Origin of the sequence: Nocardia sp. NPDC049737 (genome assembly GCF_040674755.1) — a bacterium.
Lineage (GTDB): Bacteria > Actinomycetota > Actinomycetes > Mycobacteriales > Mycobacteriaceae > Nocardia.
Genome location: NZ_JBFANH010000001.1, coordinates 456,390 through 479,175 on the forward strand (window position 1 = coordinate 456,390; position 22,786 = coordinate 479,175).

12 protein-coding genes are annotated in these 22,786 nt (G+C 66.3%); 11 read left to right on the forward strand and 1 reads right to left on the reverse strand.

From position 1 onward, the window contains the following. Positions 1-20 precede the first annotated feature (20 nt). On the reverse strand, positions 21-1,670 hold the full coding sequence (locus tag AB0J47_RS02195) for an AMP-binding protein (protein ID WP_364339482.1): 1,650 nt from the start codon (positions 1,668-1,670) through the stop codon (positions 21-23). A gap of 225 nt (positions 1,671-1,895) precedes the next feature. On the opposite strand from AB0J47_RS02195, the gene AB0J47_RS02200 reads away from it, so the two are divergent. The 11 genes from AB0J47_RS02200 to AB0J47_RS02250 all read left to right on the forward strand — a co-directional run bounded on the left by AB0J47_RS02200 (position 1,896) and on the right by AB0J47_RS02250 (position 22,535). Then, on the forward strand, positions 1,896-3,134 hold the full coding sequence (locus AB0J47_RS02200) for a cytochrome P450 (RefSeq protein WP_364339485.1): 1,239 nt from the start codon (positions 1,896-1,898) through the stop codon (positions 3,132-3,134). Beyond that, positions 3,131-4,390, forward strand: a complete 1,260-nt coding sequence (locus tag AB0J47_RS02205; protein ID WP_364339487.1) for a cytochrome P450 — start codon at positions 3,131-3,133, stop codon at positions 4,388-4,390. The genes AB0J47_RS02200 and AB0J47_RS02205 overlap by 4 nt, the downstream gene beginning before the upstream one ends. A gap of 153 nt (positions 4,391-4,543) precedes the next feature. Further along, a complete protein-coding gene (locus AB0J47_RS02210) occupies positions 4,544-5,896 on the forward strand; it encodes an NAD(P)-binding protein (protein WP_364339489.1) in 1,353 nt (450 codons plus the stop codon). Positions 5,897-5,987: 91 nt separating this feature from the next. Continuing rightward, entirely contained in the window at positions 5,988-7,250 is a 1,263-nt protein-coding gene (locus AB0J47_RS02215) for a cytochrome P450 (protein ID WP_364339491.1), read from the forward strand. A gap of 238 nt (positions 7,251-7,488) precedes the next feature. Further along, the gene (locus AB0J47_RS02220; protein WP_364339493.1) at positions 7,489-8,421 is read left to right on the forward strand and encodes a LysR substrate-binding domain-containing protein; all 933 of its coding nucleotides are present in this window, start codon (positions 7,489-7,491) and stop codon (positions 8,419-8,421) included. Between the two features lie 88 nt (positions 8,422-8,509). Continuing rightward, complete coding sequence (locus tag AB0J47_RS02225) at positions 8,510-10,186, forward strand: AMP-dependent synthetase/ligase (protein ID WP_364339495.1); 1,677 nt, start codon at positions 8,510-8,512, stop codon at positions 10,184-10,186. A 50-nt stretch (positions 10,187-10,236) separates the two neighbouring features. Then, complete coding sequence (locus AB0J47_RS02230) at positions 10,237-11,487, forward strand: NAD(P)/FAD-dependent oxidoreductase (RefSeq protein WP_364339497.1); 1,251 nt, start codon at positions 10,237-10,239, stop codon at positions 11,485-11,487. After that, a complete protein-coding gene (locus tag AB0J47_RS02235; RefSeq protein WP_364339499.1) occupies positions 11,484-12,083 on the forward strand; it encodes an SGNH/GDSL hydrolase family protein in 600 nt (199 codons plus the stop codon). Before AB0J47_RS02230 ends, AB0J47_RS02235 begins: the two co-directional genes overlap by 4 nt. A gap of 29 nt (positions 12,084-12,112) precedes the next feature. Further along, positions 12,113-18,628: an SDR family NAD(P)-dependent oxidoreductase gene (locus tag AB0J47_RS02240; RefSeq protein ID WP_364339501.1), complete on the forward strand. Its 6,516-nt coding sequence runs from the start codon at positions 12,113-12,115 to the stop codon at positions 18,626-18,628. After that, entirely contained in the window at positions 18,625-20,976 is a 2,352-nt protein-coding gene (locus AB0J47_RS02245) for a beta-hydroxydecanoyl-ACP dehydratase (protein ID WP_364339503.1), read from the forward strand. The genes AB0J47_RS02240 and AB0J47_RS02245 overlap by 4 nt, the downstream gene beginning before the upstream one ends. Further along, a complete protein-coding gene (locus AB0J47_RS02250; RefSeq protein ID WP_364339505.1) occupies positions 20,973-22,535 on the forward strand; it encodes a PfaD family polyunsaturated fatty acid/polyketide biosynthesis protein in 1,563 nt (520 codons plus the stop codon). The genes AB0J47_RS02245 and AB0J47_RS02250 overlap by 4 nt, the downstream gene beginning before the upstream one ends. The last annotated feature ends 251 nt before the right edge of the window (positions 22,536-22,786 follow it).

Consider the following 22,786-nt stretch of genomic DNA (forward strand, 5'->3'; position numbering starts at 1 on the left):
AGTTCGGTCGAGTGCGTTTGTCATTGCCGTTGGGAGATGAGGTCGCGGGCGGCGAGGCGCTGTAATTTGCCGCTGCTGGTGCGTGGAATGCTGCGTGGCGCAACGAGATACACCTCGACTGCGGCGAGCCCGAGCGCTGTGGCGATGCGGCGGCGGATCTGCTCTACGAGTGCATCGGCTGTCGCGCCGGTGCACTCGGATTCGGCGATCAGCGTCATCACATCCGCGCCGGCGGGATCGGTTGCGGCGGTGCAGCGGCCCTTGTAGATGCCGTCGAGGTCACCTACGGCGGCTTCGACATCCTGGGCGTAGTAGTTGACGCCGCGCACGGTGATCATGTCCTTGCACCGGCCGGTGACGAAGAGTTCGCCATTGCGCTGGTAGCCGAGATCGCCTGTGCACAGCCAGCCTTCGGTATGCAGTTCGACCACGCTCGACGGGTCGGCGGTCAGATAGCCGTCGGTGACCGAGGGACCCTGGATGTGGATTTCGCCGACAGCGCCATCCGGGAGTTCCTCGCCGGTACCGAGATCCACGATCCGCAGCCGCAGATCGGTCACGGCGGAGCCGACACCGGCAACGGCACGCGCACCAGGCGTGCCCGGTGAAACAAGTTGTGCCCGAGCATCATCCGCGAGCGTTGCGCGATCCACCCATTCGAACAGCGGTTCCCGGCCCAGCGGTGGGAAGGCGACGGCGAGGGTCGCCTCGGCCATGCCGTAGACCGCGAACATGGTTGCGGGCGCGAAGCCGGCGGGCGCGAAATGCTCGCAGAACGCGTCGACTACGTCGCGGGAGATCGGTTCGGAACCGTTGCAGGCAATGCGCCAGCGCCGCAGGTCGTAGTCGGTGACCTCGTCCGCCGGGATAGCGTTGAGCAGTGCCTCGTAGCCGAAATTGGGCATGGCGGTGATCGTGGTGCCGCTGGTCGCGAATTCGGCGAGCCAGCGTGCCGGATCCTTGACGAATGCCAGCGGCGACCAGACATGCGCCGGAATTCCGCGCAGGATCGCGGACAACGTACCGAACAGGCCCATATCGTGGAACAGCGGCAGCCAGAACCCGCCCTGATCGGTCAGGTCGAGCGCGATGCCGGTGCGGATCGAGGCCAGCCCGCTGAGGGCGTTGTGATGAGTGAGGCGAACGCCTTTGGGAGCGGCGGTGCTGCCGGAGGTGAACTGCACGATGGCCAGGTCGTCGGCGTTGATGGCTGGCAGCGCAGTGCCGTCCTCGGTGAACAGCGTTGCGGTGTCCACCAATTCGACGTCCACCGCCGTGTCGAGCAGAGCTGCCAGCTCGGCGAACCGGTGCGACACCAAAACCGTGCGCATCCCGGCGGCCGCCACAATGGTGGCGAGCTTCTGCGGATATCCGCTCAGCTGCGCGGAACCGGCGGGCAGGGGCAGCGGAGTCGCGGCACCGCCCGCCGCAGCGACACCGAACAGACCGATCAGGAACTCGGGCGCGTTCGGGCACAGAATGCCCACCGGCTCGCCGCGGCGTATCCCACGCCGGACCAGCGCCGTGGCAGCTGCGCGGGAGAGTCGCTCGAGTTCGGCGTAGGTCAGCGTTTCCGAAACCGACCAAAATGTGGCGGTCACCTCGGGGTGCTCGGCCGCGATCCGGGCCAGCCGCCCCGGCAGCGTTTCGACCGATTCCGCAGAATTCATGTCCGCCACGACAACAGTGAATTGTGACAGCGCATTGAACGCATTGTGAATTACGGTCTGCGATAAACATCCGCGATCATTCAATCGCGTTGCCCGATAAGGTATTCGCGCTATGGCGCGATAGGAACGGACAATCGGCGCCGTACCGCCGGGTGCGACGGCACCACGATGGACCGGAATTGTTTTCGCCCGGTGTCCATTTCGCTTTCCATTCAGGAGTTGCCGGTGAGTTCCGACCATTCCGCGGTCGAGGAGTTGACCCCGGTTCAGCTGGCGGTCGTCCAGAGCGTCGCACCGCATTTGCGACACAATCCGTATGACAGTTATGCGGTGCTGCGCGACGCGGGGCCGTTTGTGCCCGGACCGCACGATATGCACTTGGTGACCCGTCACCACGAGGCGCAGACGATCATGCAGGATCCGCGCTGGAGCCACGCCGAGGAACCGCAACTGCTGCACGGCGACAGCGATGTCGAACTGCCCGGATCGTTCCTCTGGATGGAGCCGCCGGAGCACACCCGATTGCGCGGACTGGTCAGCAAGGCATTCACCGCGCGCACCGTCAGCGGCATGCGGGCCAGGGCCGAACAGTTGGTCGACGCTCTGCTGGCGAAGATGCTCGCCGCGGGCGAGGTCGATCTGCTGGATGCGCTGGCCTATCCGCTGCCGCTCACCATGGTGTGTGAACTGCTCGGTGTTCCGGCGGACGCGCACGAGCACGTACGCCGGATCTCGACCGGCATCGCCCGCGGCCTCGATCCAGACCTGCTGCTCTCCCCGGCTGAATTGGCCGCACGCACCGCCGCAGTTCACGCCTTCCTGGAGTTCTTCGGCGATCTGGTGGAGCAGCGCCGCAAATCCCCGCGCGAGGACCTGATCACGGCGCTCGTGCAGGCCGATGATGCGGGCGCCCGGCTGACCCGCACCGAATTGCTCGGCACGCTGTTGATTCTCGTCGTCGCGGGGCACGAGACGACCGTCAACCTGATCGGCAACGGTGTGCTCGCGCTGATCCGCAATCCCGAGCAGTTCGAGCGGCTGCGCGAATTTCCGGAGCTGTGCGAATCCGCCGTCGACGAGGTGTTGCGCTATGACGCGCCAGTGCACCTCACCACTCGCACCGCGCATGACGTGATCACCGTCTCCGGGCGGACTTTTGCACCCGGTGATGCGGTGATCGTCCTGCTGGCCTCGGCCAATCGCGACGCGCGCGCCTTCCCGGACGCCGACAAGTTCGATATCGCGCGGTATGCGAGGGGCCGAAAGGCCGAGCGGCACTTGTCCTTCGGCCTCGGCTTGCACTACTGCCTCGGTGCGCCGCTGGCCCGGCTGGAGATGCAGGTGGTGCTGCGTGCCATCGCCGACCGCGTCGCGGCCATGACTCTGCTCGACGAACCGTCGTATCGGCCGAATGTGGTCGTGCGCGGCATGTCCGAACTTCATGTGCGGCTGGAGGAAAAATGAATACAGCAGATTCCGTGAGGGGTGGCGGTCGGACGGGTGGGCGCGCGGCCGTTCCCATCACTTTCGACGCCTTCGATCCCAGCGAACGGGCGGACCCGTATCCGGCATACCGTCGGGTGCGCGATGCCGCCGCACTGTTCCCGTACGAATTCGGCGATGTGCCGGTCACTTTGATCACCCGCTATGAGGAATGCGCCGCCATCCTCACCGGATCGGACTGGGGTCACGGCTATGCAGCCGGAATCAGCCCGTTCCGGGACACCACCGCCGCGATTCCGGGCTCGTTCGTCCGAATGGATCCGCCCGAACACGGCCGCTACCGCAAGCTGGTCGCGAAGGCGTTCACGCCGCGACTGATGGCGCAGCTGGTTCCGGTCGCCGGTCAGGTTGTCAGCGATCTGGTCGACGCGGCGGTGCGGCGTGGCGAACTCGATGTACTCGACGATCTCGCGGTACCCCTCGCGGTGGCGATGGTGCCGGTCCGGCTGCTCGGCGCCGATCCGGCCGATGGCGCGCTGTTTCGCGAGTGGCAGCTGGCGATCGCACGGGGCAGCGATCCGGATTCACTGCTCGACCCGCGGGAGGTGGCCGCCCGCGGCACCGCGGCAATGGAGTGCATGGGTTACTTCGCCCGGCTGATCCAGCAGAAGAAGGCGCATCCGACGCCGGATCTGTTGAGCGCGCTGGTGGCCGCGAGCGCCGACGGCGAGCAGCTGACCGAGCCCGAGGTGATCGGCATGTCGCTGTTGACGCTGGTCGCAGGCATGGAGACCTCGATCAACCTGATCGGCAACGGCATGCTGGCACTGCTGCGCAATCCGGCTCAGCTGCGAATGCTTCGGGACAATCCGGCGCTGATCGGGCCGTCGCTGGACGAAATGCTGCGCTATGACGCCCCGACCCAGTTCACTATCCGAGTGGCCCTGGCCGACACCGCCGTCGGCGAGCACGAATTCCGTCGCGGTGACGGCGTGGTCGTGCTCACCGCCTCGGCCAGCCGAGACGATCGGGTATACCCGGACGCGGACACCTTCGATGTCACCCGCTATTCCGGAAACCGCCCGGCGCGTAAGCATCTCGGCTTCAGTCTCGGCATCCATTACTGCGTCGGCGCGCCGCTCGCGCGAATCGAGGCGGAGGCGGCCCTCGGCACTCTGCTGGACCGGGCCCCGAAACTCGAACTCGCCACCGATGCCGTCGAATACCGGCCCAGCCTGATCCACCGCGGCATCATGTCGCTGCCGGTGTCCCTGTGAGCGAGCGAACCATCGATGCGGCCGAACATCGCTCGGCCGTGGTGGAGCCGACTGTCAGCGAGGCGGAGTCATGAGCGAGCGCAGTGAGCCAACGATAGGCGCGGCCGAGCATCGCTCGGTCATGACGGAACCGAGCGCCCGCGAGGCGCAGTCATGAACGAGCGGCGGCACGCGGTGGTGCTGGGCGCGGGCATCGCCGGATTGCTCGCCGCCCGTGTGCTTTCCGAGCACTACGCCCAGGTCACCATTTTCGAGCGCGACATGGTGGTCGGTACCGAGCCGCGGCGCGGCGTACCGCAGGCACGGCATCTGCACGGGCTGCTGGATCGCGGCCGGACCATCATCGAACAGCTGTATCCGGGTTTCACCTCCGAGATGGCCGCTCGGGGCGCTACCACCGCCGAAGCGTTGGTCGGAACCCGTTGGTACGTAGGCGGATTGCGCGTCGCGCCCACCTCGACCGGACTCACCTCGGTAATGGCGACCAGACCGCTACTGGAAGAGGTACTGCGGCAACGAACACTCGCCGTGCCCGGTGTGCGCCTGTGCGAAGGCATGGCGCGCGGCCTCATCGGCGACCCGCAGCGGGTGCGTGCGGTATCGGTCTCGGGCGGATACGGCGCGCAGGCGTACGCCACGGACCTCATCGTCGACGCGACCGGCCGCGGCTCCCGCGCTTGCGTATGGCTGGCCGCCCTCGGTGCGCGGATACCGCTGGAAGAACGCCTCGAGGTCGATCTCGGCTACGCCTCCCGACTCTTCCGCTGGCGGCCGGGCCAGTTGAGCGGCCATTCCTCGGTGATCATCTCCACCGGCCCGAATGGTCGTGGTGGCGGCGCGATTCGGGTCGAGGACGACCGCTGGCACATCACACTGGCCGGGATGCTGGGCGACCACCCGCCGACCGATCCGGACGGCTTTGCCGAATTCGCCGAAACCATCGCCGCAACCGATATCCACGAACTCATCACCACCTCCGAACCGCTCGATGCCGCCGTACCGCACCGGTTCCGATCCCCGGTGCGCCGCCGCTTCGAGCGTCTTCCTGCTGTGCCGCAAGGCTTTCTGGTTCTCGGTGACGCGCTGTGCAGCTTCAATCCGCTGTACGCGCAGGGCATGGCTGTGGCCGCGCAACAGGCCCTGGTTTTGCGCGAATGTCTGCGGGCCGGATCCGAGGCCGAGCTACCTGCCCGGTTCTACTCCGCCGCAGGCAGAGTGGTCGATGTCGCGTGGCAGCTCGCGGCCGGTGCCGATCTCAGCCATTTGGGCGTCATCGGCCCGCGAACGACGCGCACGCGCCTCACCAATGCCTATGTCGCCCGAGCGCACCGCGCCGCACATATCGATCCGCAGGTCGCGCGCACCTTTCTGCGGGTCGCGAACCTCGTCGAACCGCCAGCAGCACTGCTGCATCCGCTGGTCGCGAGCCGAATCCTGCTGCGCGGCAACATGAAACCGGACGCGGCGCCCGAACGCGCACCGATCCTCATCGAACCGACGCGGTGACGGGTCCGCAATGTCGCGCCCCGCACCGCCACATTCCGACCGGCCGCACCGCCAGTTCGGCGGTGCACCGCACAGAAGGGACCACCCTGAAATGTCGCATGCGAATACGGCGGTGGCGGAACAGGATTCCGCCATCCAGACCGCCATCGCTCAGCTATTCGGTCCGGAAGGCAGACCCGACCCGTACACACTCGCACGGGTCCTGCGCGAAGCGGGCCCGCTGCATCAGACCCCACTCGGCCACCACCTGCTGACCCGCTACGAGGACTGCGCGGCCGTGCTGTCGACCACCGCGTGGAGTCATGCGGAAGAGGCGGCGATGATGCACCCCACCGTGTCAGCGGAGGATGCGCCGGAGGAACTGCCGACTTCGTTTCTCTGGATGGAGCCGCCTGACCACACCCGGCTGCGCAATCTGGTGACCAAGGGCTTCACCCCGCGCATGGTGACCAGGCTGCGCCCGCGCATCGAGCAGCTGACCGAGGAACTCGTCGACAATGCCCTGGCGGCGGGCGAATTCGATCTCGTCGAGCTGATCGCCTACCCGCTCCCGCTGATCATCGCCTGCGAGTTGATCGGTGTGCCGCCGGAGGCCTACGAGCAGGTGCACCGGTGGTCCCAGGACTTGGCGCGCGGCTTCGATCACGACTACACGCTGCCCGAGGCGGCGCTGAAGGCCCGTAGCGCCGGTTCGCGCGGGTTCATGGGCTACTTCCGTGAGTTATTGAACCAGCGGCGCCACGATCCGAAGGACGACCTGCTGAGCGCGCTGTCGCAGGTCGAGGACCGCGGCGATGTGCTCACCGAACAGGAACTGCTGGCCACGTGCATCACTACCTTCGTCGCCGGACATGAGACCACCGCCAATCTGATCGGCACCGGCATGCTGCAGCTGTTGCGCAATCCGGGCGAAATCGCCGCACTGCGCGCACGTCCCGAGCTGACCGCGTCCGCGCCGGACGAACTGCTGCGGCTGGAGCCGTCGGTGCAGATCACCACCCGCGCCGCCACCCGGCCGATCACCGTCGCGGGCCATGAGTTCGAAACCGGCGAAGGGGTTGTGGTGCTGATCAATTCGGCTAACCGCGACGATGCCGTGTTCCCCGATCCCGACCGGGTCGACGTGGCCAGGTATTCCGATCCGATGCGTCCGGCCAAGAAGCACCTCGGCTTCAGCCTCGGTATCCACTACTGTCTCGGCGCGCCCCTGGCACTGCTGGAAATGGAGGTGCTGCTCGACGTTCTGTTGCGCAAAGTGCGTGATATCGAACTACTTTCGGACGAACCGCCCTATAAGCCGAATGTGGTCATTCGCGGCCTGGAAGCCCTGCCGACGAGGTTCACCGCCAAGTGAGTTGTGCTCGGACCCGGTGTGATAGCACACCGGGTCCGAAGGTGAGATATTCGCTATTGTCTCGGCCCATCGTTTCGGGGATGCTGAATGGTCGCGGCCCGCGATAGCACACCCGCGCACGCACCGGGGTCAGTTCACCCGGCCGCAATGGTCTCGGCGATATCCGTCCGATCGCGGTTCATCCGCGGTTACCTGGCTCCGCTAACGTTTCGGGTACGCGGAATAAGGAGCCGGCGGCATGGAGTTCCGACATCTGGTCTCATTCATCACTATTGCCGAAGAGCTGCATTTCGGCCGCGCAGCGCAGCGCCTGCATCTCACGCAGCCCAGTCTCAGTGCCCAGCTGCAGAAGCTGGAGAAATCACTCGGCGTGCAACTGGTCGCACGTAACTCCCACGAGGTCAAACTGACCCCGGCGGGCCGAGAATTCGAGAGTCAAGCCCGCCTCATCGTCGCCCAGATGGACCGGGCCGCCCAGGTCGCCAAGGCGACCGCCGAGGGGCGCGCGGGCACCCTCAATATCGGTTACAACCTTCCGGCCAGCCGACATGTGCTGCCGGAGGCGCTAACCAGAATGACCGAACGGCATCCCGATATCGTGGTGTCGCTGTGGGAGAAGCGCACCGGCCCGCAGCTGGCGGCGCTGTCCGACGGCTCGCTCGACCTGGCGCTGGTGTACGGCCACCCGAGCACCCCGGACTTCGGGTACCGCCGATTGCTGCACCGGGTTCCACTGGTGGCTGTGGTCGGGCGCAGACACCGCTGGGCCGACCGGCCCGGCGTGCCCTTCGCGGAATTGGCCGGACAGGAGTGTGTGCTGTTCGCCCGCGAACAGTGTCCGGCCATGTACGACTCCATCTTCCGCGCGGCCGCGGACACCAGGATCAGCCTGGCCGTCGCGCATACCGCGGATGATCCCGGTGCCACCGCCCACGTGGTTTCGGTGCGTCCGTTCGTCGGATTCGCCTCGTTACCGCGCGCGATCTCGATGGGGATGGGTGCGCCGGGCAGTAGCTCGGTGGCGGTCAAACTATTCGATCCGGTGCCGACATTGGATTTGTACGCGGTGTGGCGTACGGATGAAACGAATCCGGCGGTTTCGTTTTTCCTGGAGTGCGTCGATTCCCCCGAACCGGCCCGTATAGATATTGCCCGTGCGCTCTCGGCCTGAGTGCTTCGATAGGCCATGACATTCGCGCGGTAGGAACCTCTGTATCGGCGGGGACGTAATTCATTGCCGCCGACCAGAATTCGACATTGTGAATACAGTGTCAGTGACCGAGAACGGAATCGACCTACCGGACGACGCGAGTTTGTACTCGGTGATTTCCGGTGCGGCCGCGGCACATCCGCAACGGCATTCGCTGTGCGGCGCGGACGGAACCCAACTCACCTGCGCCGAGGTGGACCGGCGGGCACGGGCGCTGGCCTCGGCGCTGGCCGGGCGTGGGGTGCGAGCCGGGGATCGGGTCGCGATCCTCGGCCGCACGAGTCTGGAGTGGGCGCTGCTGGATTGCGCGCTGCTCGCGCTCGGTGCGGCGGTCGTTCCGGTGTATCCGACCTCCTCGGCGGCGCAGATCGAGCACATCCTGCGCGATAGTGGCAGCGCGTATTTCGTCGGCGAGGACGAGTCCGATGCGGCGCGCCTGCGTGCCGCGGGTGCGGGCGAGGTCTGGACCTTCGCGCTGATCGCGGAGTGGACGGCGACCGAGATCGACGCCGATCTCGATGCCCGCATCGCCGCGGTGCACGCCGACGACCTGGCCATGATCGTCTACACCAGCGGCACCACCGGTGTCTCCAAGGGGTGCCTGATCACGCACCGCAATATGTTCGTGTCCTCGGCCAATACCGTGCGGCAGACCGGCGCGCTCTTCGACGGCACGACCGTACTGGCGCTGCCGCTGTCGCATGTCTTCGGGCAGACCATCCTGTTCGCATGCTTATTCGGCGGCAGCCGCACCCATCTGCTGCCCGGTATCCCGGACCTGGTGCCGATGCTGCCGACGCTGCGGCCGACCTTCCTGGCGCTGATTCCCTACGGGCTGGAGAAGATTCGCAAGTACTGCCGCACCCTGCTCTCCGGCACCGAGGAGCAGGAAGCGGTGACGCGCGGCCTGGCATTGCTAGGTGACCAGGCGCCACCGGAGCCGTCCGACCATCCGGTGGCGGCCGCGCTCGGTGGGCAACTGCGCTACGTCATCTCCGGCGGCGCCTCGCTCGACGAATCGACGATCGGGTTCTACGCCGGATTCGGTGTGGTGCTGCTGAACTGCTACGGGCTCACCGAGGCGGCGACCGCCGTGACGGTCAGTGCCCCGGAAACCAACCGGCTCGGCACCGTGGGGCGGCCGATCCCCGGCACCTCGGTCGCCATTGCGGACGCCGACGGTGAGGTGCTGGTCGGCGGACCGCACGTCTCGCCGGGCTACTGGGGTGCGGCGGCGGACCAGGCCGTCGTCGACGGCGCAGGTTGGCTATACACCGGCGATCTCGGTGAACTCGATGCCGACGGCTATCTGCGGATCACCGGCCGTAAGAAGGAGATCCTGGTGACCTCCGGCGGCAAGAATGTCGCGCCCGCGCCGCTGGAGGACCGGGTGCGCCTGCATCCGCTGGTGAGCAACTGCATGGTGGTCGGTGACGGCCGCGATTACGTCACCGCGTTGGTGACGCTGGATCCGACACAGGTGCAGCGCTGGCGCCGTGACCATCCCGAAGGCGATCTCGAAGCTGCCGTGCAGTCCGCGGTCGACGATGCGAATTCCCTTGTCTCCCGCGCGGAATCGATCCGCGCATTCCGAATTGTGGGCGGCGACTTCACCGTCGACGACGGATTGCTCACCTCGTCTCGGAAGCTGCGCAGAGCCGCGATCGTCGCGGCCTACTCCACCGATATCGATTACCTCTACCCGGCACGCCAACCCGCGCAATAGGCGCGGTGCGATCTCGAAATCGAATTCGACTACCGGAAAGTGATGCGAACATGTACGACGTCATCGTTGTCGGAACTCGGGTTGCGGGTTCCCCGCTGGCCATGCTGCTCGCCAGGAAGGGTTACCGGGTCCTCGCCGTGGACCGCGCGACCTTCCCGAGCGACACCCCCTCGACCCACTACATCCACCAGACCGGACTCGGGTTGCTGCAGTCGTGGGGTTTGCTGGACCAGGTGGTGGCCTCCGGCTGCCCGCCGATCCGGCACCTGAACTTCTCTTACACCGACATCGTAATCAAGGGTTTCGCCGATGTGTCGGCCGACGGCATCGACGCCGTGTACTGCCCGCGCCGCACCGTGCTGGACAAGATCCTGGTCGACGCGGCCGGTAACGCCGGCGTCGAGGTGATCCACGGGTTCTCCGTCACCGAGTTGGTATTCGACGAGGATCGGGTGGTCGGCATTCGCGGGCGCGTCCGCGACGGCGCCGAACAGGAGTTCCGTGCCGGTCTGGTGATCGGCGCCGACGGATCGAATTCGACCGTGGCCAAGGCGGTCGGCACCGAGGTCTACGACGGCTCCCCGGCGGCGTGCTTCGTCTACTACTCCTACTACGACGGCGTCGACTGGGGTATGCAGCACCGCACCGGATTCGGTGAGCAGCAGTTCGCGGCGTGGCCGACCAATGACGGACTCTCGCTGGTCGCGGTGATGCGCAAACGGGACCGGTTCCGCGACTTCCGCACCGATCCGGATGCCGGCGTGCAGGAGATCGTCGACCAGATCGACCCGGAACTCGGTGCGCGCCTGCGGGATACCGGCAAGCGGGTCGAGCAGTTCCGGCCCATGCTCTACCCGGACAACTATCGTCGCCGCTCCTACGGACCCGGTTGGGCGCTGGTGGGGGACGCCGGTTACCACAAGGACCCGTTCACCGGCTGGGGCATTACCGATGCCTTCAAGTACGCCCAGCTGCTGGCCGCTCTGGTCGACGCGGGCCTGTCCGGCGCCCGGCCGCTCGATGCCGCGCTGGCCGAGTACCAGCTGCAGCGCGATGCGCAGAGCGCGAGCACTTATGAACTGACACAGAGCATTTCGGAGCTGTCGCTGACGCCCTACTACGATTCGGTATTCCGCGCGACCAGCTATGACGAGGACTACTCGAAGAAGTTCTTCGGAATGATCGCCGGAATCTACTCGCCGGACAAGTACTTCGGCGAGCAGGAGCTGACCGAGCTGTATGAGAAGGTCGACTTCCCGGTCGAAGCGCGGCATGTCACCAAGGACGGGGTGTCGGCGTGAGTGGATTAACAGCCCTGGGGGACAGCTTCGTCGAGGGTCGCGGCGACGCCACGGCCGGTGGCGGTTACCGCGGCTGGGTGCCCCGACTGGGCGGCCAGCTCGGTCTGCGACCCGCTGCCGTGCGCAACCTGGGAGCGCACGGTGCCACCACCAGCATTGTGCTCCAACAGCAACTGCGCCTGGCTGTTTCGGCGCGTTCGGGCCTCTTCGGTGTCGTCGTCGGCGTGAACGATCTGGTCAGCGATTTCGATCCGAATCGGTTCGAACGCAACCTCTGGACGCTGTTCGACACGCTAGGTAGCACTGGCGCAACGGTTTTCACGGCAAGCTACCCGGATATTCCGGCTCGGCTGCCGGTGCCGGAGGGCTTCCGCGCACTGCTGCGCGAACGGTTCGTCTTCGCCAATACCGTGCTGGCCGATGTCACCGCTCGAACCGGCACGCTGCTGCTGGATATCGCCGCGCAGTCCGAGTGGGAGCGGCCCGAAGTGTGGACCGCCGATGGTCTGCACCCGAGCTCCCTCGGTCACCACATGTTCGCCGCGGGTGCGGCCGAACTCATCGCATCGCGTACCGCGACCACCGTAGCCGCTTGATCTTTCCACCCGGTTCGAGAGGAACTTTCGTGACAGACGACAGACGCCTGGCGCGCAACCCGATCGCCATTGTCGGGATGTCCGGGCTGTTGCCCAACGCGCACAATCATCGAGAGTATTGGCAGAACATCGTCGACGGAGTGGACTGCACCACCGAGGTGCCCACCTCGCGCTGGAGCCTCGACGATTACTTCGACGCCGATCCGGACGCACCGGATAAGACCTACTCGCGTCGCGGTGCGTTTCTGCCCGATATCGACTTCGACCCACTGGAATTCGGGCTGCCACCCAATCAGCTCGAAGTCACCAGCACTATGCAGACGCTCAGCCTCGGAGTGGCGCGCGATCTGCTGATCGACGCGGGCGCGGTCGATTCCGCGTGGTACGACCCAGGCAAGACCGGCGTCGTGCTCGGCACCACCGGACCGGTGCCGCTGATGCATCCACTGGCGGCACGACTTTCGACACCGGTGTTGAAGGAGGCGGCGCGCTCGGTCGGGCTCTCCGATTCCGACGCCGATGCGATCGCCGATAAGTTCGTCGCGGCTTTCGCGCCGTGGGAAGCGAATTCGTTCCCGGGCCTGCTGGCCAATATCACCGCGGGTCGGGTCGCCAATCGGCTCGGTCTCGGCGGTATCAACTGCACCGTCGATGCGGCCTGTGCGGCATCGCTTGCCGCACTGCGGACGGCCGTTGCCGAACTGCAGGACGGCCGGGCCGACATGATGATCACCGGCGGTGTGGATACCGAGAACACCATCTTCATCTACATGTGCTTCAGCAAGGTGGGGGCGCTGTCGGCGAACGGGCGAATCAGCCCGTTCTCCTCCGACGCGAACGGCACCCTGCTCGGTGAGGGCATTACGATGCTCGCCCTGCGGCGGCTGGAAGACGCACGTCGCGACGGCAATCGGATCTACGCCGTCATCCGCGGTCTGGGTTCCTCCAGTGACGGCCGGGCGAAGAGCATCTACGCGCCACGTGCGGGCGGGCAGCGCGTCGCCCTCGATCGGGCTTATGCCGATGCGGATTGCTCACCGGCGGATGTCGCGCTCATCGAGGCGCATGCGACCGGCACACCGGTCGGGGACAAGACCGAGCTCACCGCCCTGAAATCGCTGCTGTCGGACGCGACTTCGGAGTCCCGCTTCGCAGCGCTGGGCAGTGTGAAGTCGCAGATCGGGCACACCAAGGGTGCGGCGGGCACCGCCTCGGTCATGAAGTTGGCGCTCGCACTGCATCAGAAGGTGTTGCCGGGCACCATCAATGTGGACGCACCCAATGCGGAGATCATGCCGGACGACGCGCCCTATTACGTGAATACCCGGACGCGGCCGTGGATCCGGGATCCGCAGCGGCCGGTGCGTCGGGCGGCGGCGTCGGCATTCGGGTTCGGTGGCACCAACTTCCACGTCGTGTTGGAGGAAGCCGACTCGGCTCGCACCGAACCGGTATTGCACCGCACCGCGCGGGCGCATCTGTGGCATGCGCCCGATGTGGCTGGGTTGATTGATGCGGTTCGAAGCGCGGATGGCGTTGACGGCGGCGATATTCCGGAGCACCACGCACGCATCGGATTCGTCTCGGTGGACGATGAGAATGCGGCGCACCTGCGGGCGCTGGCGGTGGACGAACTGGTGCGCAACCCCGAGGCCGTGACGTGGGATCACCCGGAGGGCGTGTACTTCCGGGCCGCCGCACTGCCGGAGCGCAAGATCGGTGCGCTGTTCGCTGGACAGGGCAGTCAGTACGTCGATATGGGAGCGGATGCGGCGCTGAGCAATCCGGCGGTCGGCGCGGCCTTCGATGCGGCCAATATCGCATTCGCCGAGGCGTCGGTGCGACTGTCTTCGGTGGTGTTTCCGCCGCCCGCTTTCGACGAGGAGACGTCGTCGGAACAGGAAAAGTCTTTGCGCCGAACCGAATTCGCGCAACCTGCGATCGGGGCGCTGTCGGCGGGACAGTTCCGGGCGCTGGCGGAGTGCGGGTTGCGCGCCGACGGATATCTGGGGCACAGCTTCGGTGAACTCACCGCGCTGTGGGCTTCAGGTGCGGTCGGGACCGAGGACTTCTTCGCCCTGGCTCGGGCGCGCGGTGCGGCGATGACACCGGCAGCCGGTGTCGAGGCCGGGACCATGGTGGCGCTCGGCGCGTCGAGGGATATCGCCGAGGAACTACTCGCCGGCGTCGACGATGTGTGGATCTGCAACCATAATGCGCCCGATCAGGTCGTTGTCGGCGGCGGCCCGGGTGGGATCGCCGCCGTAGTCGAGCGGGCCGGCGCGCGTGGGGTGGCGACGCGGGCACTGCCGGTGTCGGGTGCGTTCCACACGCCGTATGTGGCGCATGCGGTGGACGCGTTCGCCGGCGCGACCGCGGCGGTGACGATCGGTGCGCCCGACGCGCCGGTCTATGCGAATACCCCTGATGTCCGCTATGGCGGCGATGTCGCGGCCAATCGCGCGCTGCTCACCGGACAGCTCAGTAAGCCGGTCGAATTCGTCGCCGCGCTGACCGCGCTGCGCGCCGATGGCTGCACGGTATTCGTGGAATTCGGGCCGAAGCAGGTGCTGACCTCATTGGTGCGGCGCACCCTCGGCGACGATGTCATCGCCATCCCGACCGATTCCGGTCCCATCGGCAATAGCGATCTCGCGCTGGTACGGGCGGCGGTGCGGCTCGCCGTGCTCGGCTTCGGCCTGCACGGCATCAATCGGCATGCCGCGCCGATGCCTTCCCCGCGCACCTCGAATCGTGCCATGACCGTGACGATCTCGGCCCCCGAGTATGTGCCCGAGAGTCGGCGTGCGGCGTACGCGGCCGCACTCGATGACGGTTATCGCGTCGGTGTAGCCGCACCGACTCCCGTCGACACCGTGGTCGATCCCCAGCCCGAAACGCTGCCTGTGGCAGCGACGTTCGCCGAACCTACGGAGACGACTGTGTATCAGCCCTACGAGTCGGACGCGCTCGACAGTGCGCTCGTGCAGCACCTACAGACCCACCGTCAGTTCCTCGACGGTCAGCTGGATATGGCCCGCGGCCTGGCCGGTGCGCTGGGCGGCGGATCGCTCGATGAGGCGACCTTGCGTGCGATCGAAGCCGTGAAGGATCACGGCGTGGCGATCAGTGAAAGTCATTCGCGGGCAAGTGAAGTGCTCGCGCAGCTGGCGGAGCTGGAGAGTGGATTCTCGCCTGTTGCGCGGACGGCGGCCGTGACGCGGCGGGTGGAGTCCACTCGGCAGGCGGCGATCGAATCGGCACCTGAGCGACGGCCGTTGGTTTCGGGGGATGTGGATACATCGGGTGCTGCCGAAACCGATGCGGCGCATTCGGGGGTTTCCACCAACGGTGGACCGGTTGCTCCGAGGTCCAACGGTGGCACTTCCGCCGCTCCCGAATTCAACCGTGGCGCTGCTACCGAGTTGCGGGCCAATAGTGGCTCGGTTGCTACGGCGGCAGGGAATGGCGCGTCCGGCGCGGCATCCAGCTCTCAGGCATCCGCCGACGCACTGCTGAGCGCGTTGCGTGAGGTAGTTGCCGAGAAGACCGGGTATCCGGTCGAAATGGTGGATCCGTCGATGGACCTGGAGGCCGATCTCGGGGTGGATTCGATCAAGCGGGTTCAGGTGATCGGTGCGCTGCAGGAGCTGTTCCCGCAGCTGCCGAATCTCGGGCCGGAGCAGTTGGGGACGTTGCGCACGCTCGATCAGATCGCGAGTTTGTTGGGTGAGAGTGGGGCGGCATCAGGGGTCCCGGGTGCACCCACGGCTGCTGGCGGAGTTGCTGGGGTGGCTGCGCCTACGGTTGGTGCCGGAACTGGTGCTACGGCCGCCCCCACGGTTGGTGCCGCGGCTGCTGGGGTGGCTGCACCTACGGTTGGTGCCGGAACTGGTGGCACAGCCGCAGCCACGGTCGGTGCCGGAGCTGCTACGGCGGCCGCACCCACGGGCGACGACCTGCGGATCGCGTTGCGTGAGGTAGTTGCCGAGAAGACCGGGTATCCGGTCGAAATGGTGGATCCGTCGATGGATCTGGAGGCCGATCTCGGGGTGGATTCGATCAAGCGAGTCCAGGTGATCGGCGCGCTGCAGGAACGGTTTCCGGAGTTACCCAGCCTCGGTCCGGAGCAGCTTGGCACGCTACGCACAGTGGATCAGATTGTCGACGAACTCGCGACGTCGGTGGGTGGTGATGTCTACCCAAAAGCTGAGGCCGCGGCCGAAACGCCGCGGTATACCGTCGAACTGATCACCCTGCCGTCGCTGGACCGGGCCGTTGCCCCGTATCGCGAGGGCGCTGCGGTCGCATTGATCGATCTCACCGGCCAGGCGGATGCGGACTGCGCCGCCATCGAATCCGTGCTCACCGAGCAGGGATGGTCGGTGCAGCGGACGGATTCGGCAGGCTTATCGGATCTCGATTCCGTCGATATCTGCCTCGCGGTGCTGAGCTGTGAGTTCGCCGATTGGGAGGCCGCGCAGCGATGGCTCGGCGCGGCGGTGCTGACCGCCGGTCACGCGGTGCCACGCTTGGCGAAGACCGATAATCGGGCGGCCTTCGTCACGGTTACCCGGATCGACGGTCACCTCGGCTTCCTCGGCACGGCGGGTCCGATCGCCGCCTTGCTCGGCGGTGTCGGCGGTGTGGTGAAAACCCTTGCGGCCGAACAACCCGAGCTGTTCTGCCGGGCGCTCGACATCGACCCGGAAATCACACCGGCCCGACTGGCCGAGCTGGTCACCGCGGAGTTGCACGATGCCGCGCGTGACACGCTCGAGGTCGGTATCGATGCGGCGGAGCAGCGGCGGACGCTTGTGCCGAGTGCACATGCGCCCGCCCGTTCGGTCACCATCGTGCATTCGAGTGACGAGCAAGGGCCGAGTGTGCTTACGGCACAGGATGTTCTGCTCGTCACCGGCGGTGCGCGCGGCGTCACCGCCACATGTGTCCGGGCGCTGGCACAGCACAGCGAGGCGCGCTTCGTGCTCGTCGGCCGCTCCGAGCTGACACCTGAACCAGACTGGGCTGCAAACGTTTCCGACGCCGAACTCAAGTCGGCGGCGGTGCGTGCACTGGTCGGCACCGGAGCAAAGCCACGGGATATCGAGCGTGCGTGCGCGCAGGTAAGGGCCGCCCGCGAAATCAGCGACACTCTGACCGAATTGGGTTCGCGGGCGGAGTATCTGGCCGTCGACGCCACCGATGAAGCGGCGGTGCGCACCGCACTCGCACCGTGGCACGACACCATAACCGGCGTTGTGCATGGGGCAGGTGTGCTGGCGGACTCCATGCTCACCGATAAGACGGCCGAATCCATTCAGCGGGTGCTGGATCCCAAGATCTCCGGGCTGGCCATTGTGCTGGCCGCGCTCGGCGAACTACGGCATCTAGTGCTGTTCACCTCGGTGGCCGGACTGTTCGGTAATGCGGGTCAGGCCGATTACGCGACCGCGAACGAGGCACTGTCCCGATTCGCGGTGAGCTATCGGCGACGCCATCCCGACTGCCACGTCACCGCCATCGACTGGGGCGCCTGGGACGGCGGCATGGTGACGCCCGAACTGCGCGAACATTTCCACGCTCGCGGCATCGCCCTGCTGGACCCCCAGACGGGCGCGACGGCCTTCACCGAGCAGTTCACGGCGGACCGGCGCGACGACGCCGTGGTTCTCATCGGTCCGGCCGAAAGCCTTACCGGTGATACGACAGTGCATCCACCCGCGGCCAAGGCCCGGCGGATCATCACCGGGCTCACCGACGATCCGATTATCCAGGCGCACCGAATCGGCGAACATATCGTGCTGCCAGCCACTTTTGGTATCGGCGCGATGGTGAATCTGGCCGAGCGCAGCTTGCCCGGTCGAACGGTTATCGGTGCCAGGGATTTCCAGGTCCTCAAGGGAATCGTGTTCGACCATCCGATGGATGAACTCGAACTCGAACTCGTGCCGGCCGAGTCGGTCGACGGCGTGGTGCTGGTCGAGGCGACTGTCCGCAGTGGCGATGCGCTGCACTTCCGGGCGACGCTGCTGCTGGCTGCCGAACCAGATCAGCCACCGACCAAGGCGATCCCGACCGGATCGGTCAGCGACGCCAATATCTACCGCGATGCCATCCAATTCCACGCACCGGCCCTCCAGGGCCTGCGCACGGTACTGGCGGCGTCGGACGAGGCGATCGTCTTCCATTGCGCGTTGCCCGCCGCGAGCGTGGCCGACGGAGCCTACGGCGGCCGCCTGCACGATCCGGTCCTCGCCGACCTGATCCTGCAGGGACCGCCGGTACTCGGCTACCGACTCCTCGGGGCAGCCTGTCTGCCATTGGGTGTCGGCCGCGTGGACTACTACCGGCAGTTGCCCACGGACGAGCCGTTCCTGCTCACCGTGGACAACCCACGGACCAGCAGCTTCGACGTCCGGATCGACGCCACCGCTACGACATCGGATGGAACAGTGTTGCAACGCTTCTCGGACGTCACCGTGGTGACGACGCCGGATTTGACCGCGAAATTCCAGGCTTCGGTGCGGGGGTGGTTGTCATGACGGCTATCGAGTTCGACGGGGTGCCTTTCGATCCGATCGGCACTGTCTCGGCCAGGGGCACGGCGACGGCGGTCCATGAGAGCCCTGCGGTCCACGGAAGCCGGGCGGTCCACGCGAGTTCGGCGGTCCACGCGAGTTCGGCGGTGGACGCGAGTTCGGCGGTGGACGCGAGTTCGGCGGTGGACGCGAGTTCGGCGGTGGACGCGAGTTCGGCGGTGGACGCGAGTTCGGCGGTGCACGGGAGTTCGGCGGTGCACGGGAGTTCGGCGGTGCATGGGAGTTCGGCGGTGCACGGGAGTTCGGCGGTGCAGGGGAGTTCGGCGGTGCAGGGGAGTTCGGCGGTGCAGGGGAGTTCAGCGGTGCACGGGAGTTCGGCGGTGCAGGGAAGTTCGGCGGAGCACAGGAGCGCAGCGGTGCACGAAAAACCCCCGGTGCACGAGATCCTGGCCGCGCACCAAATATCTGCGGAGCGTGAAACGTCAAGGGGGCATGAAACGCCTGCGGTGCGAGAAGTTGCAATCTCGACTGCTGTGGCAAAGGCACGTCCGCAGGCTCCGGGACCTCTCACCGAGATCCGCTCCGGCGTCGTGGCCGCCCACCGCGCCGCGCTCACCGCTCAGGTCGCGCTGCAACGGGCGATATGGCACCGGACGGTGCACCCTCAGGGCCCGGCGACGGATAAGGGGCACAGTGGCCCGTCCATCTCCGCCGCAACCATCGCTGCCGCACCGGAGTGTGCATTCAAGCCGCTGGCCCGCACCGCCCGCACCAGCCTCGATCGAGCGGCACTGGTACGCCTCACCCAGGGCGATGTCACCGGTGTGTTCGGATATCGTCGCTCCGGCGTCGAGTCCGTGGCACGACTCGCGGCGGCAGGCCCCTTGGTCCTCACCGAGGTCGTAACCGTCGAACTGCGCGGCGGCACCGGAAACGGCCGCGTGGTAGCGCGTTTCGACGGCGATACACGAGCGGCCGCAGTACAGGCGGCGGAGGTATTCGCACTGTTTACCGGCATGCAGCTGTACCTCTCGCGGAGCATGTTTGTCAGTGCTCCGGGTATCGGCGAAAGCGACACTGGCACAGTCGAATTCACTGTCACAGAAATCGACCTGGTGCCCCGGCCGCATGTCACCGGCACCGCGACCATCGCGGGTTCCGCTCCGCTACAGGTCACCGTGACGGTGGCCGAACCGGCAGGCACGGGCGTCGGCCCCGGTGCGGCGGTACCGGGTCTATTGCTCAATGAATTCCACATGTCCCACCTCGCCCGCGGCGATCAAGCCATCGCCATGGGCCCCGAATTCGGTGAATACACCGGTGTCCGAGCAACCCGTCTGCCGACGGGCGGGTTGCTCCTGGTCGACCGTGTCCTCGAATTCGACGGTGCCCGAGGCAAATTGGATGGCGCGACGTACCGCACGGAATACGACTCACCCGCCGATTCCTGGTACTACGGCGATACCGCGAATGAATCCATGCCGCATTTCGTGTACATGGAGACCTCGCTGCAAGCGGCACTGCTGATGGGGTACTACGCCGGTCCCACTCTCACTCAGCCGGGTGTCACCCTGAGCCTGCGCAACCTCGGCGGCACGGCAACCGTCCTGCGCCGGGTAGATCTGCGGGACAAGACGATCGAGCAGACATCGCGCCTGCTGTCTACGACGATCCTGCCCGGCTCGTCACTGCAGAACTTCGACTACACGCTGAGCGTGGACGGAGAACCCTTCTACACCGGCGAGACCATGTTCGGGTACTTCAGCGACGAAGCGCTGGCGAACCAAACCGGCCTCGACGCCGGGCGCTCGGTACCGACCTGGCTGGATGAGCATCCGCAAGCAACCCGGACCATCGATGTCGCGACTCGCCGAGCGGATCCGAACGCGGCGTTGTGCGCCCGGCGCACCCTGGCACTGATCGACCGCATCGACGTAGTCGATGATGGCGGGAAATACAGTGCGGGATATCTGCATTCGCTGCGCGAAATCAACCCGTCGGACTGGTATTTCGCCCGGCACTTCCACCTGGACCCGGTGATCCCGGGATCGCTGGGGGTGGAATCGGTCATCCACGCTATCCAAGAGTGGATGCTCGACGCCGGATACGCAGACACGATCGCCGATCCCGTCTTCCGCATCCCCAGCGATATCGCCTTCAGCTGGCGCTACCGCGGCCAATTCCTGCCGACCGACGCAACGGTGCGGCTCGAGGCGCACATCAAGGAAATCCGCAGGGGCGCAAACGGTGTCACCGTCATTGTGGACGGTTCGCTGTGGAAGCCAGGTCTGCGCATCTACGAACTCATCGACCTGGCGGTCGAACTCGGTGAGCGAGAGGAGCGGCCGTGACCGTATCGTCGACCAGCGTCGTCGCGGAAAGCGCTGACGACATCATGTCCGTACTACTCGATGTGCGGCAACCGTGCTGGATCGTGCGGCACGACGGCCGAGTGGGAGCCACATCCGATGCGGCGGTCGCGGCACGATCGCAGGTGCTCACCGCGGTCGCACCACTGCCACCGGAGTCGCTCGGGGACAGGCAGTTCCACGCGACCCACGGCGTGCGCGCGGCATACGCGGCAGGTGCGATGGCCAATGGCATCGCCGCACCGGCCTTGGTTGCGGCGATGGCGCGTGCGGGCTACCTGGCGTCATATGGTGCGGCCGGGGTGACGCCCCCGGCCGTGGATGTGGCACTGTCGGAACTCAGTGCGCTGGGAAAACCGTTTGCCTGCAACCTGATTCACAGTCCGTCCGAACCGGCGCTGGAGCGCGCCATCGTCGATTCCTGCCTGCGCCACCGCGTACGTTGCGTCGAGGCCTCGGCATTCATGAGCCTGACCACCGAGGTCGTGCGATACCGAGCGGCGGGCCTCGGCATCGATCGGCACGGCCGGATCGAGGTACGCAATCGCCTGATAGCCAAGGTGTCCCGAGTCGAGGTCGCGGAACCCTTCCTACGGCCGGCACCTGTCGCGCTGCTGCGCCGACTGGTCGAATCCGGTGATCTCACATCGGAACAGGCTCGCCTGGCCGAGCTTGTGCCGATGGCCGACGACATCACCGCGGAAGCGGATTCCGGTGGCCACACCGACCGCAGACCTCTGCTCGTGCTGTTTCCGGAACTTGTCGCCGCACGCGATCGAATTGCCACCGCCGTCCCCGCAGCGGCGGCGGTACGGATCGGCGCCGCAGGCGGCATCGGCACACCCGCCGCAGCAGCAGCGGCCTTCGCACTCGGTGCCGCATATGTGGTGACCGGCTCGATCAACCAGGCCACCCGCGAAGCCGCCCAATGCGAAACAACCAAACAACTACTGGCCCAAGCGGATTTCGCCGACTGCACAATGGCACCGTCCTCCGACATGTTCGAACTCGGTGTGCAGGTCCAGGTCCTGCGTCGAGGCACCATGTTCGCCGCCCGCGCCCAACGCCTGTACGACACCTACCGCGCCCACACCGGATTGGACGACATCCCCACCGACCTACGCCGCGATCTCGAGGGCGCCCTCTTCCGCCGCCCACTCGAAACGGTCTGGCAGGACTGCGTCACCTATTTCACCGAACGCGACCCCGGCCAACTGATCGGCGCAGACGAAGATCCAAAACGCAAGATGGCCTTGGTATTCCGGTGGTATCTCGGCTTGTCCTCCGGCTGGAGCATCCGTGGCGAAGCCGACCGCGCCACCGACTACCAGGTATGGTGCGGACCAGCCATGGGCGGCTTCAACAACTGGGTAGCCGGAACCTACCTCGCCGGCCTCAACAACCGTCACGTAGCCGATATCGCCGATCAGATGATGCTGGGCGCCGCCTACCTCACCCGAATCACCCAACTCCGGACCGCGGGCGCACGCCTACCAGCCGAATGCACCCGCTTCCTGCCGCAACCTATGCAGCAGCGCTGACCAGCGCAACGAGCGCGTCCTCCGAATGATCCGCGTCGGACTCGGAATCACCACGGTCGCGGTGTATTTCGAGTCCGACGCCGAGGGGGCACGTCCCGGCTGCTCGCCCTATCCACACCACAGCGGATGGTAGCTAGCGCAACCGCAATCCCGACATTGTCGGTCTCCGGTTGGGCATCACAGTGCCCGTGCGGCACTTCGCCATGTTTGCGCAACGAAAGGTTGCGCGTTTCTGATCCTCATGGCAGAGT